This is a genomic window from Microbulbifer maximicatervae (SeqCode), assembly GCF_052467955.1.
In genome coordinates, this window is record NZ_CP174329.1 from 4,813,249 (window position 1) to 4,834,476 (window position 21,228).

The window sequence follows — 21,228 nt, forward strand, 5'->3', positions numbered from 1 at the left end:
GCGCGCACTTTTTAATCTGACTTGTGTGCATTGGGGTTGGGGCCCCGAAATTCTTACTTAGCGGAGCAATTTACTCCTGCTACTCAGACACCATAGAACAATGAAATCGATAAAAATTGTCCTCTCTTTTTGGGTGTTTACATTTGCTTTCACTGCGAAAGCGGCACCACTCCTGAACGGTATTGCACTAGAAAAGCAATTTAACAAAGACATTTATATCGCTGCGATCTACTCGGAAAACTTGACCCGGGATTCCAGCACACTGCTCGATAACAACATTCCCCGGCGGTTGGAAGTTCGTATTATCACCAATAGCCTTCCCGCACGCCGATTCCGCAATCAGTGGATGGAAGCCATTGCCATTAACAACCGCGGAGACACATTGAGCAGTCAGGCAGAAAATATGGTAACTTTTGCCAACATGTTTACCGGGCGCTTTGTTCACGGCGATCAATTGAGTGCTGAGTTTGCGGCAGACACAGGCTCGACCACCATATCCCTCAACAGCATCCGGTTAGGTGAGATTGCCGACCCTAATTTTTTCAATACCCTGCTGCGAGCTTGGATTGGCTCAGTTCCCCCTTCTAGCGACTTCAAAGACGGATTGCTCTCCGCCGGTCAGGTATCAGGCAACTTGGTTACCACATTCGAATCTCTGACACCAACTAGTGAACGAATTGCAGACCTGCAACTGAAGCAAATAAACCAGGAAGAGGCTGTCACTGCGGAGGAGGCGCCTACGGAAAAACCACTTCCTACACCCGCCATTGAGATTGCCGACCTACCCCCACTCACCCTAGCCCTGGCAGAAACGGTCCCTGCCGCAGCAATTTCCCCAGACGCAGGTGTAATTCAAGAGGGCTCTGAGGTAGCTTCACAATCAGAGGAATCTGCATCAGCGCTGGCCGAAGAAGAGATTGAATTGATTACGGTCCCTCCTGAGGATGGGCCAATACTGGCCGAAGGTGCAGCCGACATGTTAGAGGAAGAAGAGGAAGCCCCCCTGACGGCGGATATGATCCTGGCACGCCAGATTTACCATTCCAGTTTACTTCGTCACACCTACCGCTATATTCGCTACCCTAAGCGGGCACAGGGGCGTGGACAAGAAGGCAGTGTCCGTCTAAATGTGACCATTAATTCCCAAGGGGAAGTATTAGAGATTCAGCCAATCCAAGAATCCCGCTTCTCGAGCCTTAACCGTGAAGCCCAAGCAGCCGTTCACAGAGCTGACCCGTACCCGGGGGTTCCTTCGCAACTGAGTACGGATACTTATAATTTTTCTATTCCTATCACCTTCCGTCTCCCCGATTGAGCAAAAAGATTAAAACTAGCGTTTTAGAGCCCCGCATTGCGGGGCTTTTTACTAGGCTCAATCCAACGCACCTCTTCCCCAGCTAAACGCAGCCCTCTTGCCCCAGCTCACCCCCTGCTTTTAGTATGCTCGGCGGATATTCAGCCAAAAGAGCAAAAATGAAAAAGTTACTATTACCACTCGCTATTGCCGGTACTCTGGCGGGAGCCCAGTTCCCTCTGTTTGCTGTCGCTCACGACCACTCCACCGGTAGTAAAGCTACCGCTGAGCAGGTTCAGCTTTCCTCGGGTATCGACCTGGGCGCTATGGATACCAGTGTACGGCCTCAAGACGACTTCTTTGCTTATGTAAACGGCACTTGGCTGAAGAATACTGAAATCCCTGCGGACAAGTCCCGCTGGGGTGGTTTCTCTATTCTGAGAGATCAAAGTACCAAGCAAGTCAAAGCTCTGATTATGGAAGCCAGCCAAGGAGCCAAGAGCGCCGATGCCAAGCAAATTGGAGATCTCTACAACAGCTTTATGGATAAAAAGCTGATCGAGAAAAAAGGACTCTCAGCTGTTTCCGGCGAACTCGCCAAAGTCGATGCAATTAAGAACCGCAAGGATCTTACCGATTTCTTCGCCTATGCGGATACCGTCGGCTACGATGTACCATTTGGCGGAAGCATCTGGCAGGACCTGAAGCAAGTAGAAAACTACATGACTTTCCTGTGGCAGGCAGGCCTTGGACTCCCTGATCGTGACTACTACTTCGAGGACACTGAGAAGAGTAAGAAACTCCGCGAAGCCTATGTAACCTACCTCACTGATCTTCAAGACCTCGCAGGACTTAAAGAGGCTGACGACTTTGCCAACAAGATCTTCAAACTTGAGGAAAGTTTGGCAAATCACCATCGCAGCCGCGTTGATAACCGGGACCCGGAAAAGTACTACAACAAGAAAACTGTTGCTCAACTTAAAGAGCTAATGCCCGTTGTAGATTGGGACAGCTACCTAGCCAAAGCCCAATTGAAGAAGGCGGATAGTTTTATTGTCGGCCAGCCTGAATACCTGGAAGCGGCCAATGAGATTATTGCCAATACTGAGCTGGCAACCTGGAAGCGCTACCTGAAGGTCAAAGTGCTTAATGCAATGGCGCCCTACATGCATGACGAAATCGCACAACTGCGCTTTGACTTCTACGGCACCACTGTTCACGGTATCGAACAGATGGAACCCCGCTGGAAGCGCGGCGTGCAATTTGTCAATGGTTCTGTAGGCGAGCTGGTCGGTAAGCGCTACGTAGAAAAGCACTTCCCGCCCGAAGCCAAAGAGCGAATGGTTGTACTTGTGGACAATCTGAAAGCCGCCTACCGGGAATCCATCGAATCCCTCGAGTGGATGGGCGAAGATACCAAAAAGCAGGCTCTGTTTAAGCTAAGCAATTTTTCCACCAAAATCGGCTACCCAGACAAGTGGCGTGACTACAGTAACTTGACAGTTAAATCCGATGACCTGATTGGCAACGTTCTGGCAGCTAACTTGTTTGAGTCCTCTTACGATCGCAATAAGCTGGGCAAGCCGATTGATCGCGATGAGTGGGGCATGAGCCCACAGACTGTGAATGCTTACTACAACCCAGCCATGAATGAAATCGTATTCCCTGCAGCGATTCTGCAACCACCATTCTTTAATATGAATGCGGATGATGCAGTCAACTACGGCGGTATCGGCGGTGTAATCGGCCACGAGATTGGACACGGGTTCGATGATAAAGGCAGTAAATTTGATGGACGCGGCTATCTCAACAACTGGTGGACCGACTCCGACCGTAACAATTTTGAGCAGCTGACCAGCAAGCTCGTATCCCAGTACAACGCCTACGAGCCGCTTGAGGGTGAACACATCAACGGCGAGCTGACCCTGGGCGAGAATATCGGCGATTTATCAGGCCTGGGAATTGCCTATAAAGCTTATAAAATGTCTCTAGATGGAGAAGAGGCACCTGTTATTGACGGCTTTACCGGCGATCAGAGGGTGTTTATGGGCTGGGCTCAGGTGTGGCGCAGCAAGATGCGCGATAAAGCCCTCAGTGGACGCTTGAAGGTAGATAGTCACTCTCCCGCTGAATATCGTGTGAAAGGCGTGCTACCAAATATCGATGCTTTCTACGAAGCATTCGATATTAAGGAAGGCGACGGTATGTACCTGCCTGAAGAGGAACGGGTAACTGTCTGGTAAACCGGTACCCTCACCTGGCCGCCCACGCGGCCGGGTTTCCCTTCAACCAATTCTACCTCTCCCCCAACAACCCCTAATCTATCGTACCAATTTACCCACTATCACGGGGGATACCTCCCGTCGGCAGTATGACTTACCATTAGCTCACTTAAATAAGAAGAGAGTTGCCAATGGCTAACCAGTCTCAGTTTCATCTTCTCACTAGCCGCCGCTTTTTGCCGTTCTTCAGCACCCAATTCCTGGGCGCCTTCAATGACAATGTTTATAAAAATGCCCTAATTGTCATGATCGCCTTTCGCTTGGTGGAAAGTGAAGCGAACGCACTAATTAACCTGGCTGCTGGTTTGTTTATTCTTCCCTTTTTCTTATTTTCTGCCTCCGCCGGTCAGATCGCAGACAAATACGACAAGGGGAGGTTAATACGCTGGATTAAGCTAGGAGAGATCGCTATCGGTGCACTGGGAGTTTTCGCCCTTTTTAGCGGAAGCAACGCACTCTGTTTAACTGTGCTCTTTCTCCTGGGCATACAGTCCGCCTTTTTTGGCCCGGTGAAGTACGCGATTATCCCTCAACACTTGAAGCGTTCCGAACTGATAGGGGGCAATGCTCTGGTGGAAATGGGGACATTTGTGGCCATTTTAACGGGAACAATTGTCGGTAGCCTACTCGCAGGCCTCACAGGCCATGGGCAACAGGGAATTCTCTACTTAGGCCTCGTAATTATGGGCGCAGCTACCCTGGGATATCTGGCCAGCCGCTCAATTCCCGCAGCGCCAGCCCCCACACCCAATCTCAAAATAAACCCTAACCCCATTACTCAAACCCATAAAATACTCCGTGCCAGCGCGAATACTCCCTCAATTTTCTACTCCATTATTGGAATATCTTGGTTTTGGTTAATGGGGGCGGCCTATCTGACACAAATTCCCAGTTTTACCAAGAATGTCCTAGGTGGCAGTGAATCAGTGGTTACATTACTGCTGTGCAGTTTTACCATTGGTATTGCGATTGGGTCCTTAATCTGCGAGCGCCTCTCCAGTGGATTTATTGAACTTGGCCTGGTGCCTGTTGGTGCTGCTGGACTCACCATAAGTGGTATCGCCCTGGGCATTGTCGGGGGAAACTTTGCAGAACTCCATGAGCCCAGCTTTACCGCATTTCTAAGTACCGATGGTGCATACTCTCTTCTCAGTTGTCTGGTACTACTGGGGATGTTTGGGGGTCTTTACATCGTTCCTCTGTACACCATGATCCAGGATCGATCCGACCCGGCAATTCGTGCACAAATTATCTCCGTAAACAATATTTTGAACGCCCTCTTTATGGTGGCTTCGGCGCTACTTGGAATTCTGTTCCTCAATATGCTGGACGCGACCATACCGCAGTTCTTTCTTGTTATTGCACTTATGAATGCGGCTGTCGCCATTTTTGTGTTCGCCAAAGTGCCAGAATTTGCTATGCGCTTTTTGATCTGGGCCCTTTCCCACACCATGTACCGGGTAAAGCACCAAGGGCTTGAACAGATACCCACAGAGGGACCAGCCCTAATCGCTTGCAATCATGTAAGTTATGTCGACGCACTATTACTCGCCGGCGCTGTCCGCCGTCCTATCCGCTTTATTATGTACAAGCCCATTTATGAAATTCCAATTTTGCACTTCGTCTTCAAAACAGGCAGGGCAATTCCAATTTGCTCCAAGCAGAAAGACCCTGAAGGGTATGAACAGGCTTTTCAAGCCATTGAGGACGGGCTAAAGGATGGAGATCTTCTCTGCATATTCCCCGAAGGTCAGTTGACGAAAGACGGAGAACTACAGCCATTTAAAGCAGGCATAGAAAAAATTCTGGAGAGAACCCCTGTCCCTGTAATCCCTATGGCCCTCCAAGGTCTCTGGGGAAGCTTTTTCAGTCATAAAGGCGGTCATGCCTTCACTACATTGCCCAAGCGTTTTTGGTCGCGGGTGAGCGTCGTTGCCGGCAGGCCTGTCGAAGCAGCCGGTGCCAAGGCAGAGGCTCTATACCGCCAAGTGCTGGGCTTACGCGGAGAGAAACGCTAGCCCTCCTTATTCCCGACCAAATTAAAATATATGCCTGCCTCATTGGCAGGCATGTAGATTACTCACCCCTCTCGCCGCACCCACATTCCACCAGATATCATCCGTATCGCCTATTCTGAGAGCGGGACCCCCAATACCTTGCTGCTGGCAACAACACATATCACCTACCAGTTTCGGGTTGGTGAAAAATTCCTTTACTCCAGAATGGCAAAGGGACGAAGGCCTAACCATGGCTCAAAGCAATCAGTTCAAGCTTCTCGCCAGTCGCCGCTTTATGCCACTGTTTTTGTCCTTACTAAGTAGTGTTTTTAATGACAACTTATTCAAAAACTCACTACTCGTCTTACTCGCATTTCACTTAGCGAAGGCAGAGGCCAATACATTAATCAACCTTGCCAGCAGCCTGTATGTCGTTCCTTACTTCCTTTTTTCGCTAGCTGCGGGGCAGTTGGCAGATAAATATGAAAAAGGACGTGTGATAAGAATTATTAAAGCTGCAGAAATTCTCATCAGTTTGCTCGGCGCTATTGCCCTACTTACTAATGATCGAGTATTAAGTTTCATTGTGCTGATACTTTATGCCACTCACACAGCTTTCTTTAGCCCCGTCAGGTATGCCATTTTACCGCAACACCTTAAACCGTCCGAACTACTCGGGGGCAATGGCCTGGCCCAAGTCGCGTCCTTTGCTGGACTATTAGTTGGAACTATTGTCGGAACTTTACTCGCCGGCGATGTAGGCCAGGGAAAATCCGGGCTGCTTTACTTGAGTTTGGTGATGGTAGTTGTCGCTGTACTCAGCTATCTAATTAGTAGGGAAATTCCCTTCGCCGCCCCTTCAGACCCCGACCTGAATGTAGATTGGAACCCCCTAACTCAAACACTGAAAATCATGCGAGAGGTGGTTAAGACTCCAACTATATTTTACGCCATTATCGCCAATTCCTGGTTCTGGCTGTTTAGCACAGCATGTCTGACCCAGGTTCCCAGCTTTGTTAGGAATGTGTTGGGCGCCAGCGAACCTATCATCACCGTGCTTCTCTGTTGCCTGACGGTTGGTGTTGCCATAGGCTCACTAATGTGTGAAAGCCTGTCTCGTGGACGTGCCGAACTGGGCTTAGTAACAGTCGGGGGGCTGGGTATGACAATAGCTGCACTTTGGCTGGGAGTCCTATCTGGAAATTATCAAATGCTATCCAACGCGTCCCTCGTCCAGTTTTTACAGAGCGACGGAGGTTTTACTATCCTATTTATCACGAGTTTCATCGGCGTCGCTGGCGGAATATTTATAGTGCCGTTATACACAATCATCCAGGTCAGAACAGCAGAAAAAATTCGCGCACAAGTTATTTCTGTGAATAATGTATTCAATGCCGTATTTGTTGTTATTATCTCTTTTGCCATCATTGGACTTTTGGGTCCTGTTGGCATCGCGATTCCTCAGATATTCACTCTGCTGGCCGCACTAAATTTGGTAATGTTGATATTCTTACTTTTTCAAATGCCAGAGATGTTGTTCGATACTTTGGCGTGGCTAACCTACCATCTACCCAGGCGCACTCAATATCACAACTTGAAAAATCTTCCCGCCACAGGCCCCATCCTTATCTTAACGACTTACTCAAATGCTTTTACCCCGCTTATTATAAGCAGCTTAACCACAAGAAAAATCCGCTTTATCCCCAGCAACGCCCTAAACAAAAATCAATCAATTAAAAAAATTCTGAGTAAGAGCAACCGACTCTACGAACCCCATAAAGATGATACCCTAGAAAACAATTTAACATTGAACAAATATTTTACTCACTTAGAGCACAATGGGGATTTAATATGCTTCTTAATTGAAAAAGAATCTTCAACTAGTGCTATGAAGGAAATAAACCTGGTCAAGGAATCACTAAAAAACAATCCCATCTCCATAATACCAATTTTCATCAGAGGTGCTTTTGGCAGCAAACAAAGATTAAAAGCAGAAGTCAGAGTTGGAAAGTCAATATCAGCAAGCGACATAACCCCCCAATCGCTTCAAGCACTATTAAATCATCTGCAATTGACAAAAGACGATCATTAAACTAATAACGAATAGGGTGCCGCTACTTATAACAAATTAGATATATATTTACGTAATTTATAACCAAACACAAACAGACATCTCCGATAAACCAGCACCATCTGCTAGGATTGAATATAGAACTCATTAATTTGTTTGCATTCATTAAAAAACAGAAGCTTTTGTTGCAGTCTCGGTGCGCCATTTGAAAACGGTACCCTGTATAAAAAACACTCTTTCAGAATGATCATCCATCATATAAGTGGCAACTGTTCATGACTCAGAACAGTCAATTTAAACTGCTTACCAAACGTCGCTTTCTCCCGCTGTTTATCACTCACGTATTTGAAATGCTGGATGATAAATTCTATAAAAATGCCCTCATCGTTTTATTGGTCTATCAACTAGCCGCTACAGAAGCAAACACTCTAGTCAATATCGCTTCAAGCCTATACATATTTCCTTTTTTTTTGCTCTCCGCATCTGCGGGCCAAATAGCAGATAAATATGATAAAGGCTCCATAATACGTATCCTAAAGGTCTGTGAAATTATTTTCGCCATTATCGGTGTCACTGCGCTATTTACCAAAAACTATACTTTGGGGTTAGCGGCCATTCTTCTATATGGTATTCACGCCACATTCTATAGCGCAACAAAATACGCCTTACTTCCCCAGCATTTACATCGTGACGAGCTACTCAGTGGCAATGCTTTAGTCCAAATGGGTTCCTTTAGCGGGACACTAATAGGAACTATTATTGGAATCCTCCTGATTGGAATGACTGGCCCAGGCCAATATGGCCTATATTATATAGCGCTCGCATTAATTGGTTTTGCCTTTCTAGGATTACTAGCAAGCTTTGCTATTCCTCCTGCGCCACCACCAACACCAGGCCTGAAGGTTAATTGGAATCCAATATCTCACACTCTAAAAGTTTTGCATCTAACCACACAAACACCTGCCGTTTTTTACTCCATATTAGCCGTCGCTTGGTTTTGGATGCTAACCACCGCCTACCTGGCCCAGGTCCCTAGCTTTACTAAAAATATCCTCAAGGGTGATGAGCAAGTTATTACCCTATTACTTTGCAGCCTGACGGTTGGTACAGCAGCGGGTTCCCTGCTATGCAGCAGCTTATCTAAGGGGCGTATTGAACTAGGCATTGTTCCTATAGGTGCCATCGGAGTAACAGCCTCAGGCTTAGCTCTTGGATATCTTGCAGCTAATTTTGATGCCACTGCCAATGCTACAGTCCATCAGTTTATTCTCAATACCAATTCCTACCCTATTTTGATCGCTATCGCATTATTCGGAATTTTTGGGGGCATTTTTTCAGTCCCTCTATACGCCGTAATCCAAGACCGAGCCACGGAAACCATCCGAGGGCAGGTAATTTCAATTAGCAACGTTGTCAACGCATTCTTTATGGCAGTTGCCGCCCTCTTCGACATTTTCATTCTCGACTTTATTCATATCGGAATTCCTGAATTTTTCGTAATAGTCGCACTAATGAATATTGTTATTGTGACAATCATTTTTTCACGAGAACCCGAACTTGCAACGCGAATGTTGCTATGGGTTCCCACCCATACCCTTTGCCACATCAGTTTGGATGGCCTGGATAAAATTCCCACTAAAGGGCCGGCATTAATCATCAGTAATCATGTTAGCTATTTAGATCCTCTACTGCTCGCCGATGCCGTACAGCGCCCCATTCGCTTCATCACTCATCAGTCGATCTACCAAATGCCAATGCTCCACTTTCTATTTCGCACTAATGCAGCCATTCCCATTCCCCTTAAAGGTGATGATCCAAAAAGTCGAGAAACTGCCCTACAGGCCATAGAGGACGGGCTGAAAAAAGGAGAAATAATGTGTATCTTCCCCGAAGGCAAAATCACACTCGACGGCAACCTTCAACCCTTTTTAAAAGACGTCGAGGAAATTCTTGAGCGAACTACAGTTCCGGTCATTCCAATAGCTCTTCAAGGACTTTGGGGAAGTATTTTCAGCCCACAGGACACGAGGCTTCCCAAAAAACAAAAGCGTCGATTTTTCCCCAAGGTCAATATCATCGCAGGAGAACCGATCGACGGCAGCAATGCAAAAAGAGAAAACTTGAGAAGAAAGATTGCAGAACTCAGAGGCGACCAATTGTAAGAGCACAACAGCCCAAACAATAATGTGATGGGAGCCAGAAGAAGAAATAGGGTACCCACAGAGTTGCGGGTACCCAAAAGCCATTTAGGCCGCTTTAGCGGAACTGGAATCTGAGCGGCCGCCTTTCAGTAGCAACCACAGAGCGACAACCAGTATTGCCCCCTGAATACCAACACCTTGCCAAGTCGGGTAGATACCCAACCAGTCAAAGCTGAGATTTACCGGCAGCGGGGAAATCGCAATCCACGCCGCTTCTTGCAGCGCCGCGACAGCCTTGCCCGCAAGAACAAATGACAACGCCAACAGTAAATAGGTCGTCATGGAGAAGAACTTGCCTATAGGCAAGCGAGCAGAGAAGCGCACAAAGGCAACGCCCAGCACAACCAGCAATATCGCACCGGCAGCGAGCCCCCCCCATAGGGCGCTGTACTGACTGGAAGCTGTTTGCACCAATAGGGCCTGGTAGAACAGGATGGTTTCAAAAATTTCGCGGTACACAGCGACAAATGCGAGACCGGCAATGCCCCACAGGGCGCCAGCGCTAAGGCTGCGGTTGATGCTGTTCTGGATATATTGCTGCCACTGATCCGCCTGGGTCTTACTGTGCATCCAGAAACCCACGTAGAAGAGCACAACTGCGGCCAGAAGCGCTGCAACCCCTTCCATAACTTCCCGGCTGGCGCCACTGATGGAAACCAAACTCTGTGCGGCAACCCAAGTAACAACACCTGCGACCGCGGCACTGATCCAACCGAAGTGAACAAATTTCAACGCATCGCGACGACCGGATTTTACCAGGATCGTTGTCAGTGCAATCACAACCAGCAGCGCCTCGAGACCTTCGCGCAGAAGTATCACCAAGCTGGCAATAAATAGTGCACCCGCAGAGAGAGTTGTCTCCTGCATTAAAGATTCGGCGCGCCCGAGTTGCTCAAGAATTACCTGTACCTGAGCCCCGACTTGCTCGGGGTTACTATCGGCATTCAGCTGACTGCGCAGCCCGAGCAGCTCCCGCTCAGTGGCTTTACGCAGATCGGCGTCGAGGGAATCCAGAGAACTCTCCGCCATCTCAAAACCGTCCAGGTAGGCACTAATAGCCAGGGTGCGGGCGTGATCGTAGTTACCTTCCTGGTAGGCCACCAAGGACTTTTCCAGTTGCGCACGGGCTATCTCAATCGGCTGGCTACTGAGGCTCTCCTCACCAGTAAAGAAGGGTGTGGGGTCGGCACGCAGGGAAGCAACTGCCGCGCCGGACAGTTCCGGGCGATCACTCTGCAGCACATTGGGGCTGTACATCACGATATCCTGCAAGCTCGGCTCAACGCCTTCGCCCTCCCCCGCTTCACCTTGGAAAGCCAGGCCGCCAACATAAAATGCCAGGGACCAGCGCTGCTGCTCATTCAGGTTTTTGAAGGCGGTCATTGCAGTGCCATCGATACCGTTACTGATAGCATCGTAAAGGCCCAGCAGGGAGCGATTTTCAGCGCGCTCCAACTCGTAGAAGTTTGTCGGCGCCGGCTCCAACTGTGCCGCTAAGGGGCCATCCCCTTTACCCTCGATACCATGGCAGGTAACACACTGCGCCTGGTAGATAGCGCGACTCTCATCCACATTCAGCAATGCAGTGGGCAAAGATAGCGCGGGGGCGATAGATAGTAGCCCCTGACGCAACTTGGCGGTATGCGCTTGCACTTCCTGCACACTGGCCTTGCGGAGAATCGCCGCTTGCAACGCATCCGCCTCGGTGCGGATCATCGCCGCTTCAGGCGACTCTTGCAGTTGTGCGCCGCGATCGATCAGTACCGAGGCGAACTCCTGCATCTCTGCAAACTCATCGTCACTAATGATCTCCCCGTCTGCCACCGCTTCCGGGTAATCTACACCGATGTACTCTGCCATCTGCATCAGCTGGCGCAATTCCTGCTCTGAAAGACCGGAGGCCTGGGCTTGGACGGGTAGAACCGTAATGGCCAGTAGCGCCACTAGCAGGCGGGCCAAGTGTAAGGTGAGGCGCATGGAGAATCCTTTACTGTTATTGCAAAAGGGTTTTATCAATCTGGCGCATAATATAATTGGTAATCATTCTCACAATAAAGCCTGCAAAAGGGCTACTCCCAAATAAAGCAGTTGCAAAAAAGGTTGTGCACAACTAAATTTAGCAAAATACAAACCTTCGAGGCTCTCCCAATGACCGATCTCTACTCAATTCCTGTGCAAACCGCTGATGGGCAAAAGACCACTCTGGCCGATTACAAAGACAAGGTGGTGCTAGTTGTTAACACGGCCAGTAAGTGTGGCTTCACCAAGCAATACGCGGGCCTGGAGGATTTATATAAAAAATACAAAGACCGTGGATTTACCGTCCTGGGCTTTCCCTGCAATCAATTTGGCAAGCAGGAACCCGGTAGCGATGAGGAAATTCAGGAGTTTTGTGAACTGAACTTTGGAGTCAGCTTCCCCGTCTACGCTAAGCTGGACGTCAATGGCGATGAAGCTCACCCGCTGTTTGTGGAGCTCAAGAAACGTGCGCCGGGGCTATTGGGAACCGAGGGCATTAAGTGGAATTTCACTAAGTTCTTGATCGGTAAGAATGGCGAAAATGTTAAACGCTACGCGCCAAAGGATGCACCGGCATCCCTGGAGACAGAAATCGAGCGTATGCTCTGATGATTGTCTGTGATGACGATTCCGGCGAGCTGGCACTGAACCGCCAGCTATGTTTTGCCCTCTACGCCGCATCCCGAGCCATGACCCGCGCCTACCAGCCGATGCTAAAGGAATTGGGGATCACCTATCCGCAATATCTGGTTTTAATGGTTCTGTGGGAGTGGGCCAACACCAAGGCGCCATCGGAAGAAGAGCAGAGCGTCAGTGCACTGGGGCAGAGGCTGATGCTGGATTCCGGCACCTTGACCCCGCTGCTTAAGCGGATGGAGCAAAACGGCCTGGTCAAGCGTCGCCGCAGCAATCAGGATGAACGGATAACCCTGATCACTGTGACAGAGGAAAGCCTTGCCCTTAAACCAAGAGCCAGAGAGTGGGTGACAGCACAGCTGGACAACAGCCGTATCAGCCGCAGCGAGGTAGAGCAACTACACGGAGACTTGTGGCAGTTTCTGCATAAATTGACCGATACCACCCCTTAATAGCAGACCCCATTGAAACCCTCAGTGGGGCAGCCCTTCAAAAACAGGATATAAACACTAAAAAACAGCCCAGACCGAAAACATAATAACAAAAACAGAAAATAATACGCCAATATTAGGATATACATTGACCTTTCGGTTGATTCCGCTTCATAATGCCCTGAATCCGACCTAATGCGGAAACTGTTGTATATGAAGACTCCATTTATAATTCAGCGCCAGTCTTTTCTTGCCCTAGCTTTCTCGCTACGACTGCCCCTGCGCGGCATATAATTTTTCTCCCCCCCACCCCCAACAGAATTCCAAACTTTATTTGAGCGATGCATAGACAGCGGCAAGGCCCCCTGTTTAGCCTCAAAGCAAATAAGGAGAACAAACGAAAATGAGCACTAAAAAAGATAAGTTAGTCATTTTTGATACCACTCTGCGCGATGGCGAGCAGAGTCCTGGCGCCTCTATGACGAGAGAGGAAAAAATTCGCATCGCCCGCATGCTTGAGAGAATGCGTGTCGATGTCATTGAGGCTGGATTCGCGATTGCCAGTCCCGGGGACTTCGAGTCGGTCAAGGCCGTCGCTGAAGCCGTTACCGAATCACGGGTTTGCAGCCTTGCCCGAGCGGTCAATGCCGATATCGTGCGCGCTGGCGAAGCCCTGAAGAATGCCAACGCCTCGCGTATCCACACATTTATTGCCACTTCTCCAATCCATATGAAATACAAGCTGCAAATGGAGCCGGAAGCGGTGTTGCAGCAGGCAGTGAAAGCGGTTCAAACAGCGCGCAACTTTACCGACGATGTGGAATTCTCCCTCGAGGATGGCAGCCGCTCCGAGCCGGAATTTATGTATCGCATCATCGAAGCGGTTATCGCGGCAGGGGCCGGCACTATCAATATTCCCGACACCGTTGGTTACGGAGAGCCGGAAGAATATGGGGCTATGTTCCGCCGCGTTATCGAAAACGTTCCCAACTCCGACAAAGCCATCTTTTCGACCCACTGTCACAACGACCTGGGCCTCGCCGTTGCCAACTCCCTGTCGGCCGTGATGAACGGTGTGCGCCAAGTGGAATGCACCATCAATGGCTTGGGAGAGCGCGCCGGTAATGCCTCCCTGGAAGAAATCGTTATGGCAGTACAAACCCGCCAGGATCTCTACCCGGTAGAAACAGGGCTGGATACCAGCCACATCGTGCCCACTTCGAGAATGGTGTCGTCGATTACCGGCTTCCCGGTACAGCCCAACAAGGCCATTGTCGGCGCTAATGCCTTTGCCCATGAGTCCGGCATTCACCAGGACGGTGTTCTGAAACACCGCGAGACCTACGAAATCATGCGCGCTGAAGATGTAGGCTGGGGTCAAAACCGTCTGGTTCTCGGTAAACACTCCGGCCGGGCTGCCGTCCGCGCCCGTTACGAAGAGCTGGGGGTAGATTTCGCCGATACCGAAGAATTCCAGCAGGTATTTGCCCGCTTTAAAGACCTCGCCGATAAGAAGCATGAGATCTTTGACGAAGATTTGCACTCTCTGGTGAGCGGAGGCGAGTCCCCAGTGGAACGGTTCCAACTGAGCGACCTGGATGTGCGCACCAAAATCGGTTCAGCCCCCCAGGCCTTTGTCAGCCTCACCATTGATGGAGAACTCCGGCAGACTGAAGCCAGCGGTGGCGGCCCCGTAGATGCCACCTTCAAAGCTATTGAACAGCTGGTAAACAGTGGCGCCGATTTAAAACTGTATTCTGTGAATGCGGTCACCCAGGGAACAGACTCCCAAGGGTCCGTTACAGTGCGCCTGGAAAAGGACGGCCGCCTGGTCAACGGCGTTGGCGCAGATACAGATATCCTGATTGCCTCAGCACAAGCCTACATGGATGCGTTAAACTTGCTCGCCAGCAGTGAGAGTAAGAAACAGGGCGTATAAGTGAACGAGCTTCAGCGAGCGGAATATTTATCAGTACTTGGGGTTCCAAGCTATGTGCCCCGATTCGTATTGCCGCTCGCACCCGATCCTCGCCAGGCCGAACTGCCTCCCGCCGAAGAGGCTGCTGGGACTCAGCAGCCTCTGGTTGCAAGTGGAATAGCTCAAAACCCGCTACCCCACTCAGCAGATCAGATAATCACCCAACCGGTACAGAGTCCGGAGCGCAACGCCCGTGTGCTAGATGAAATAAGCGCTCTCACCGACCAGACAAAACGCCCACAAGAGACGGTGGCAGTGACACCGGCTCCTGTTGCCCCCCCCCAGCAAAGTGTTAAACCTTTTGTTTTGAACTGCTGGCGTATTGGGGAGGAACTCCTGGCCGTGGACAGCCACGAGCCTGGTGCAGCGCTTCCCCTGGAAGCCCTGTTCAACAATATTCTCCGCGCCTTGCACTGGCACCAGCTCCCCCGGCAACAGGAGCGCCTGCAATGGCCTTTAACAGAAAATCGCTTTGGTCCTGCCGAAGACGCCTCACAGGCTCGGGATACATTCTCCAGCTGGTTGGAGGCCTCTTATTCCCGTATGCCGGTTAAATCCATCTGGCTGATGGGCAGTGAAGCTCAAAACTTTTGCACTCCGATCCCATTGGAAAGCCAGGTTGTCGAATGGCAGAAGGCCCGCTTAATTAGTATGCCCAGCCTCTCGCAACTACTGCGAGCCCCCGAACTAAAACGCCCCCTGTGGAACCTGTTGCGCACTAGTTACCCGACTGAAACCCGCGCAGAATGACCTATTTAAATTACACTGAGCTACAGTTGCGCTCCGCCGATGCCGATGACTGTGCATCTCTGGCCCAGCTGGCAAAAAGTGCCCACAGTCATCCGTGGAGTCAAGCCCAATACCAGCAGAGTCTCAGCGCCGGCCACTACTGCTGGGTCCTGATCCAAGGCGATGACATTATCGCCTGTTGCGTGATCAGTAGCCTATTTGACCAGGCAGAAATCCTGGACATTGCCGTATCGCCAGCGCGACGCCGACAGGGCCTCGCCGAGGCACTGCTGAACAGCGTGAAAACGGAATTACCCTGCGAAGTTGAGCGAATTTTGCTCGAGGTGCGGGTATCCAATCTCGCTGCGCGCTCCCTCTATCGCAAACTGGGTTTCTCTGAAGACGGGATACGCAAAAGTTATTACCCCGCGCAAAACGGCATGCGCGAGGACGCCGTACTCATGAGTCTCGCTCTGAATGACACTCAGTCGTAGAATGAGCCTCTCATTCGGAATTCCCGCCTTACCGACAAGGCCTTGAACGGCAGGCAACCACTCCTGCTCTGTAACACTATTCCCGACTTCCCAACCCCCTCGTTGGATTGACAAGAGTTATACATGTCTCTATCAAAAAGCAGCCCATCACTGCTGGAAGGTTCAGTTTCCAGTCACTTACAGAGACTGGCACTACCCATGGTCTGGGGAATTCTCGCCGCCATGTCCTTTAATATCGCCGATACCTATTTTGTCTCCCAGCTGGGCGATGGCCCCCTGGCGGCGATGAGTTTCACCTTCCCGGTAGTGATGGCCATAAACAGCTTTGCTATCGGCCTCGGCGCAGGTACTTCTTCGGCTGTGGCCCGGGTTTACGGCGCTGGAGATATAAAGAACGTTCGCCGCCTGGTAACTGACGCATCTGTACTGGCACTGCTGATTGCTATTGTGATTACTGCAGTCGGCCTGGCCACCATGCGCCCTCTATTTGAGCTGCTGGGCGCCGGCCCCGATATGCTTCCGCTTATTGCCGATTACATGATCCCCTGGTATCTGGGAACCATCTTTGTCATTGTCCCGACCGTCGCGCTCGCCGCTCTTCGCGCCATTGGTAACAGCGCGGTAACCGGCCGTATCATGGTGGCGGTAGCCCTGCTGAACCTGATTCTCGACCCCATTTTGATTTTTGGGCTTTTCGGCTTTCCCCGACTTGAGCTCCAGGGAGCAGCTATCGCTACGATTATCGTGCGCGCCCTGAGCTTTATTGCTGCACTCTACTTCGTCATCAAAAAAGAACACCTAATGACAGCCCCACAATGGCGGCTGAGCGGCCTACTCGAATCCTGGCGCAAAGTGTTGGCTGTCGGGCTTCCCGCTGTGCTCACCAATGTCATTATTCCCGTATCGGGGGGGGTTGTCGTTGCACTCGTTGCCGTGCACGGCGAGGATGCCGTCGCGGGCCTGGGAGTCGCACTCCGAGTCGAACCCCTGGCACTCATTGTGTTTTACGCACTTTCCTCTGTAGTCGGCCCCTTTATGGGGCAGAATGCCGGGGCGGAAAAAACCGATCGCCTGCGGGAAACCGTGAGCGTACTGGCAAGGTTCTGCCTGGTATTTGGAGCGGGACTGGCGGTGCTTCTCTACTTTGTTGCAGAACCTATCGTAAGTCTGTTCAGTGATTCCACCGAGGTTCTCGCTGTCGCTGTTGCCTACCTGACCCTGGTGCCTCTCAGCTATGCCGGGTACGGCTTTGTGATGTCTGCCAATGCCGCATTCAATGGACTCGGGAAACCGCTGCCTGCAACCGTCATTTCTTTCCTGCGGGTACTGGGCCTATACCTACCCCTGGCCTGGATTGGAAACAGCCTGTGGGGCATGACCGGCCTGTTTGTCGCTACAGCAGCATCCAACCTGATTCTCGGCTTTGTTTCCTGGTGGTGGCTGCGCCGCGATACGCACCAGCGCACGGCAGAGACAACATCCAGCCCCGAGCTGTCAACCAACTGATCAATCTATGGGCCGAATCACTCCTGATTGGGCCCATATCTATCCCCCCCCTAAAAACACAACACAAGGAAATCAGTGCCTTAACGGGCAGCGTACACATTACTTGCCATTTTTGCCGATAACTTCAAATTCCTCCAAACCCCGGCAGACAGCAGCATAGCCCGCCTTCTTCTCTTACTGCGAAACATGGATGGTGATTCGATGAGGCTTCAGGAGATTTCCCCCCTTCAAACCCGCACCCTATTAATCAGCGCACTGACAATACTTCTGGTCTGTGCACCTTTAACAGGGTGCGACAATGACGATTCAGATCCACCCCCATCAGATGACGATACTGGCGATGACAGCAGCCCCTGGGTGCTAAATACCGACGATGAACGGGCGCCTTACATCTACGAAAGCAATAGTAATGAGCAGGTCCTGGTCAATGTACAAAGCATCGAAACCGTCACTGTCGACAGCAGGGAATACACTCAAGTCACTGCATCCGGCATCCCGGATTATGAAATTGAAATCACCACCGCTATCTACGACGAGCTAATCAATCGCCCCAAGGCGAGCACCGACTTTGTCTACGGCAGCCCCACGGTACAAATTGGCGATATCGTGAGTTTTGGTCAGGATATCGGCTTTAGCAGCAATCCACATACCTGCTACGCCGAAGCGGGTTTTGGATTCTGGCCGCCGGGCCCTGTCTGCCCAGAAAATGTTTCCCACAACAGCTATTTTCCAACTGAGCCAGAGGTCTCAGAAGAAGCTTGTGAAAGTGGACTCGGACCACAGGGCTATTGGGTCAACGGCACCTCTATCTACCAGTGGAGCGATGGACAGTCCGTGAATGGTACCTGGCATACTCTGGCACCGGTCGCTGAGATGTACGATGTTGATATCTGTGGTGGACACGCTGCTCGGGGAGACTATCACCACCACTTCTACAGCGATTGCCTGGCCGACTTGGTTGGAGACACTGGAGATAGCCACTCCCCCGTCTACGGGTTTACCGCTGATGGCTATCCCATTTATGGCCCCTGGGAGGCCGATGGTGTACTTGTAGTAAGTAGCTGGGTCACTAGAGACTATGACGATGCCGACTCTACCAGCGGCTGCGGGATTGCCGGTGAGCGCAGTTGTTTACTGGTAGATGAATACGATTTATCACAGGGCACAAATACACTTGCCCAATCCGGCCCCAGTACCAGCGATACATTTACGTCCCTATCAGGCAACCTTTTTCAAACCACCAGCGGTTTTTTTTACGAAGACTATTACTGGGACTCCAATTTGACCAATCAGGAGGGCGCTTATCTGGATCAATACAATGGACACAGTGACAGCGAGCGTGGTTATCACTACCACCTAACGGTAGAACTGAATGATGAAGGGCAGCTGACACCATCATTCCCCTATACTTTTGGGCCCCGCTTTTACGGCAAACTCGATGACCAGACAATCGTGAATGTTTGCTCCGATGAAGTCGGCGGAGGTTTTCCCCCTGGCCCACCGCCCATGTAACTAGACCAGCAGAAAACAGCTTACCTATATCACCTATAAATCATTGATAAAGCCCCACGCCAGCCTGGAACCGGTTAAAGCTTCCAGACTGGCGACTCTCCCAAATACAGTCTCAGAACCCAGGCCTCTGCTTTCAGTATCTGGCTTCACTAAATACAGCCAGCCAACTACTAGGGAGCCTCTGAATAACTCCGTGATACCTCTGGCATGCAGAGCGGTTCACAATCAAGGCGCGGCTTCGCAGGAATGTCTAGACCTTTCAAGAAGTCGCAACGCGGAGTGTGAATCGCTCTGCAAGCCCCGAAGGGCGGGCCTTGAAGGCCACAGCTGCTGCGTTGCAGCTCTTGCCAAGGGCTACGGCCATTCGCGGCGAGCTGCGCCTAACATCTGCAGCCTTCAAGACCCGCAGAGGCATTACGGAGTTATTCAGAGGCTCCCTAGACCTTTTAGTCAAAAAAATATCGCAAGAATAATATTTTATTTAAATTAAATACAAAGAAAGTCATTAACGAGGTAAGTAATTTTTCAGCAAATAACTTTTTAACTGTTGATTCCGAAAGAAAAGCCATCCTTTTGAACTTACGCACAAACTAAGCAGAAATAGAGAGCCAATTTAACCCTTTGCAAATTAGGTTAATATTTATCCACATTTTCTCCACTTTTATCCGCTAATTTCTGGGCTAACCCCCATCTAGTTCACGGTGTGCTATGAAATTAACGGAAATTTTTGACACGGACCGAAAGTCCATTTTGCCTTATGTAATATCTCTGGTATTGCTTTCAGGCGTACTCCAAGCATGCGGTGGAGGCGGCAGCTCTTCATCTGATTCAGATTCGTCATCTGAAGATACTAGTGACAGCGGCTCAGATTCCGGTGACGATAATGACGATGACGATTCTTCAGATGATAGTGACAGCTCAGACTCGAGCACCGATAGCGGGGTTTGGATTCTAAATACTGATGATGAGCGCGCACCCTATATCTATGAAAGTAACAGCAATGAACAAGTACTAGTAAATGTTCAGAGCGTTGAATCTGAAACTGTCGACGGTAAAGAATACACTGTTGTATCAGCAACCGGCATTCCAAATTACACTATCGAAATTACACAAACTGTTCTCGATGCACTCCTGGAACGTCCAAAAGCATCCTCTGACTTTTTAACCGGCAGCCCCTATGTCAGCGTTGGCGATATTGTCAGTTTTGGGCAGGACATTGGATATAAAAGTAATTCGTCCTGTGGTACAGAAGCTGGTTATGGATTTTGGCCACCGGGGCCTGTCTGTCCTGAAAATGTTTCACATGTTGGCTATTTTCCCGTTGAACCTGAACCTGCAACTGACAGTTGTGAAACTGGTTTAGGGGTACAGGGCTACTGGGTAAATGGAACCTCTATTTATCAATGGAGTGACGGGATGAGTGTTGATAATACATGGCATACACTCGCCCCCCTAGCTGAAGTCTACGACGTTGATATTTGCGGTGGTCACGCAGCAAACGGTGATTATCACCACCATTTTTACAGTGAATGCCTCGCAGAGATGGTCGGCGATATTGGTGACGACCACTCTCCAATTTATGGCTACACCGCCGACGGCTATGCAATTTATGGCCCTTGGGAAAGTGAGGGTGAATTAGCGGAAAGTAGTTGGGCTGTTCGAGATTACGATGATGTCTCATCCGAAAGTGGTTGTGGTGTCGCCGGCGAGCGCAGCTGCTTATTAATCAATGAATATGATATTTCCCAAGGCGTGGAAACTACTTCTAATACTGGCCCAACTACAAGTGATTCATATACCTCCGCGTCCGGAAATGAATTTGAAACAGCTGCTGGTTTTTTCTACGAGGATTATTATTGGGACGAAGAACTTACAGCTCAAGGTGGAGTCTATTTAGATCAGTACAATGGCCATTCGGATGATGAGCGAGGATACCATTATCATCTTACCGTCACTGTCGATAGCGATGGACAATTAATCCCCGCCTTTCCCTTCACTTTTGGACCGCGCTTTTACGGAAAATTGGATGACCAAACTGTTGTCAGCCGATGCTCAACAACCGTGGGGCGGTAACCAAT

14 protein-coding genes are annotated in these 21,228 nt (G+C 50.1%); 13 read left to right on the forward strand and 1 reads right to left on the reverse strand.

Translation table 11 applies throughout. The features are described 5' to 3' along the window. Nucleotides 1–100: 100 nt before the first annotated feature. From ACJJI5_RS20735 to ACJJI5_RS20755, 5 genes are all read left to right on the forward strand, one after another. Nucleotides 101–1,315, forward strand: coding sequence for a TonB family protein (locus ACJJI5_RS20735; protein ID WP_445355084.1), 1,215 nt, complete (start codon nucleotides 101–103; stop codon nucleotides 1,313–1,315). Between the two features lie 158 nt (nucleotides 1,316–1,473). Beyond that, complete coding sequence (locus ACJJI5_RS20740; protein WP_445355085.1) at nucleotides 1,474–3,537, forward strand: M13 family metallopeptidase; 2,064 nt, start codon at nucleotides 1,474–1,476, stop codon at nucleotides 3,535–3,537. Nucleotides 3,538–3,707: 170 nt separating this feature from the next. After that, on the forward strand, nucleotides 3,708–5,594 hold the full coding sequence (locus tag ACJJI5_RS20745; protein WP_444914785.1) for an MFS transporter: 1,887 nt from the start codon (nucleotides 3,708–3,710) through the stop codon (nucleotides 5,592–5,594). Nucleotides 5,595–5,823: 229 nt separating this feature from the next. Then, nucleotides 5,824–7,665 carry an MFS transporter gene (locus tag ACJJI5_RS20750; RefSeq protein ID WP_444914786.1) on the forward strand — a complete coding sequence of 614 codons (1,842 nt, stop codon included), beginning with the start codon at nucleotides 5,824–5,826 and terminating at the stop codon, nucleotides 7,663–7,665. Between the two features lie 254 nt (nucleotides 7,666–7,919). Continuing rightward, on the forward strand, nucleotides 7,920–9,806 hold the full coding sequence (locus tag ACJJI5_RS20755; RefSeq protein ID WP_444914787.1) for an MFS transporter: 1,887 nt from the start codon (nucleotides 7,920–7,922) through the stop codon (nucleotides 9,804–9,806). Between the two features lie 84 nt (nucleotides 9,807–9,890). Here ACJJI5_RS20755 and ACJJI5_RS20760 read toward each other — a convergent pair whose 3' ends face one another. Then, nucleotides 9,891–11,822 carry a cytochrome c/FTR1 family iron permease gene (locus ACJJI5_RS20760; RefSeq protein WP_445355086.1) on the reverse strand — a complete coding sequence of 644 codons (1,932 nt, stop codon included), beginning with the start codon at nucleotides 11,820–11,822 and terminating at the stop codon, nucleotides 9,891–9,893. Nucleotides 11,823–11,993: 171 nt separating this feature from the next. On the opposite strand from ACJJI5_RS20760, the gene ACJJI5_RS20765 reads away from it, so the two are divergent. The 8 genes from ACJJI5_RS20765 to ACJJI5_RS20800 all read left to right on the forward strand — a co-directional run bounded on the left by ACJJI5_RS20765 (nucleotide 11,994) and on the right by ACJJI5_RS20800 (nucleotide 21,223). Next, nucleotides 11,994–12,473, forward strand: coding sequence for a glutathione peroxidase (locus ACJJI5_RS20765; protein ID WP_282934317.1), 480 nt, complete (start codon nucleotides 11,994–11,996; stop codon nucleotides 12,471–12,473). After that, entirely contained in the window at nucleotides 12,473–12,952 is a 480-nt protein-coding gene (locus tag ACJJI5_RS20770) for a MarR family winged helix-turn-helix transcriptional regulator (RefSeq protein WP_444906435.1), read from the forward strand. The genes ACJJI5_RS20765 and ACJJI5_RS20770 overlap by 1 nt, the downstream gene beginning before the upstream one ends. Nucleotides 12,953–13,334: 382 nt before the next feature. Next, on the forward strand, nucleotides 13,335–14,870 hold the full coding sequence (locus tag ACJJI5_RS20775) for a 2-isopropylmalate synthase (RefSeq protein ID WP_444906436.1): 1,536 nt from the start codon (nucleotides 13,335–13,337) through the stop codon (nucleotides 14,868–14,870). After that, nucleotides 14,871–15,659: a uracil-DNA glycosylase family protein gene (locus tag ACJJI5_RS20780; protein WP_445355087.1), complete on the forward strand. Its 789-nt coding sequence runs from the start codon at nucleotides 14,871–14,873 to the stop codon at nucleotides 15,657–15,659. Beyond that, nucleotides 15,656–16,132 (forward strand): ribosomal protein S18-alanine N-acetyltransferase, encoded by a 477-nt coding sequence (rimI, locus tag ACJJI5_RS20785; protein WP_445355088.1) that lies wholly within the window; start codon nucleotides 15,656–15,658, stop codon nucleotides 16,130–16,132. The genes ACJJI5_RS20780 and rimI overlap by 4 nt, the downstream gene beginning before the upstream one ends. Before the next feature lie 123 nt (nucleotides 16,133–16,255). Then, nucleotides 16,256–17,638 (forward strand): MATE family efflux transporter, encoded by a 1,383-nt coding sequence (locus ACJJI5_RS20790; protein WP_445355089.1) that lies wholly within the window; start codon nucleotides 16,256–16,258, stop codon nucleotides 17,636–17,638. A 201-nt stretch (nucleotides 17,639–17,839) separates the two neighbouring features. Next, nucleotides 17,840–19,150, forward strand: a complete 1,311-nt coding sequence (locus tag ACJJI5_RS20795) for a YHYH protein (RefSeq protein WP_445355090.1) — start codon at nucleotides 17,840–17,842, stop codon at nucleotides 19,148–19,150. Between the two features lie 708 nt (nucleotides 19,151–19,858). Then, nucleotides 19,859–21,223: a YHYH protein gene (locus ACJJI5_RS20800; RefSeq protein WP_445355091.1), complete on the forward strand. Its 1,365-nt coding sequence runs from the start codon at nucleotides 19,859–19,861 to the stop codon at nucleotides 21,221–21,223. Nucleotides 21,224–21,228: the final 5 nt, after the last annotated feature.

What these genes read in the sequence shown, in the direction of transcription:
- ACJJI5_RS20765 (WP_282934317.1), top strand. Translation starts at nt 11,994, where the DNA reads ATGACCGATCTCTACTCAATTCCTGTGCAAACCGCTGATGGGCAAAAG.
- ACJJI5_RS20755 (WP_444914787.1), top strand. Translation starts at nt 7,920, where the DNA reads ATGACTCAGAACAGTCAATTTAAACTGCTTACCAAACGTCGCTTTCTC.
- ACJJI5_RS20745 (WP_444914785.1), top strand. Translation starts at nt 3,708, where the DNA reads ATGGCTAACCAGTCTCAGTTTCATCTTCTCACTAGCCGCCGCTTTTTG.
- ACJJI5_RS20770 (WP_444906435.1), top strand. Translation starts at nt 12,473, where the DNA reads ATGATTGTCTGTGATGACGATTCCGGCGAGCTGGCACTGAACCGCCAG.
- ACJJI5_RS20735 (WP_445355084.1), top strand. Translation starts at nt 101, where the DNA reads ATGAAATCGATAAAAATTGTCCTCTCTTTTTGGGTGTTTACATTTGCT.
- ACJJI5_RS20800 (WP_445355091.1), top strand. Translation starts at nt 19,859, where the DNA reads ATGAAATTAACGGAAATTTTTGACACGGACCGAAAGTCCATTTTGCCT.
- ACJJI5_RS20790 (WP_445355089.1), top strand. Translation starts at nt 16,256, where the DNA reads ATGTCTCTATCAAAAAGCAGCCCATCACTGCTGGAAGGTTCAGTTTCC.
- rimI (WP_445355088.1), top strand. Translation starts at nt 15,656, where the DNA reads ATGACCTATTTAAATTACACTGAGCTACAGTTGCGCTCCGCCGATGCC.
- ACJJI5_RS20740 (WP_445355085.1), top strand. Translation starts at nt 1,474, where the DNA reads ATGAAAAAGTTACTATTACCACTCGCTATTGCCGGTACTCTGGCGGGA.
- ACJJI5_RS20775 (WP_444906436.1), top strand. Translation starts at nt 13,335, where the DNA reads ATGAGCACTAAAAAAGATAAGTTAGTCATTTTTGATACCACTCTGCGC.
- ACJJI5_RS20760 (WP_445355086.1), bottom strand. Translation starts at nt 11,822, where the DNA reads ATGCGCCTCACCTTACACTTGGCCCGCCTGCTAGTGGCGCTACTGGCC.
- ACJJI5_RS20795 (WP_445355090.1), top strand. Translation starts at nt 17,840, where the DNA reads ATGAGGCTTCAGGAGATTTCCCCCCTTCAAACCCGCACCCTATTAATC.
- ACJJI5_RS20750 (WP_444914786.1), top strand. Translation starts at nt 5,824, where the DNA reads ATGGCTCAAAGCAATCAGTTCAAGCTTCTCGCCAGTCGCCGCTTTATG.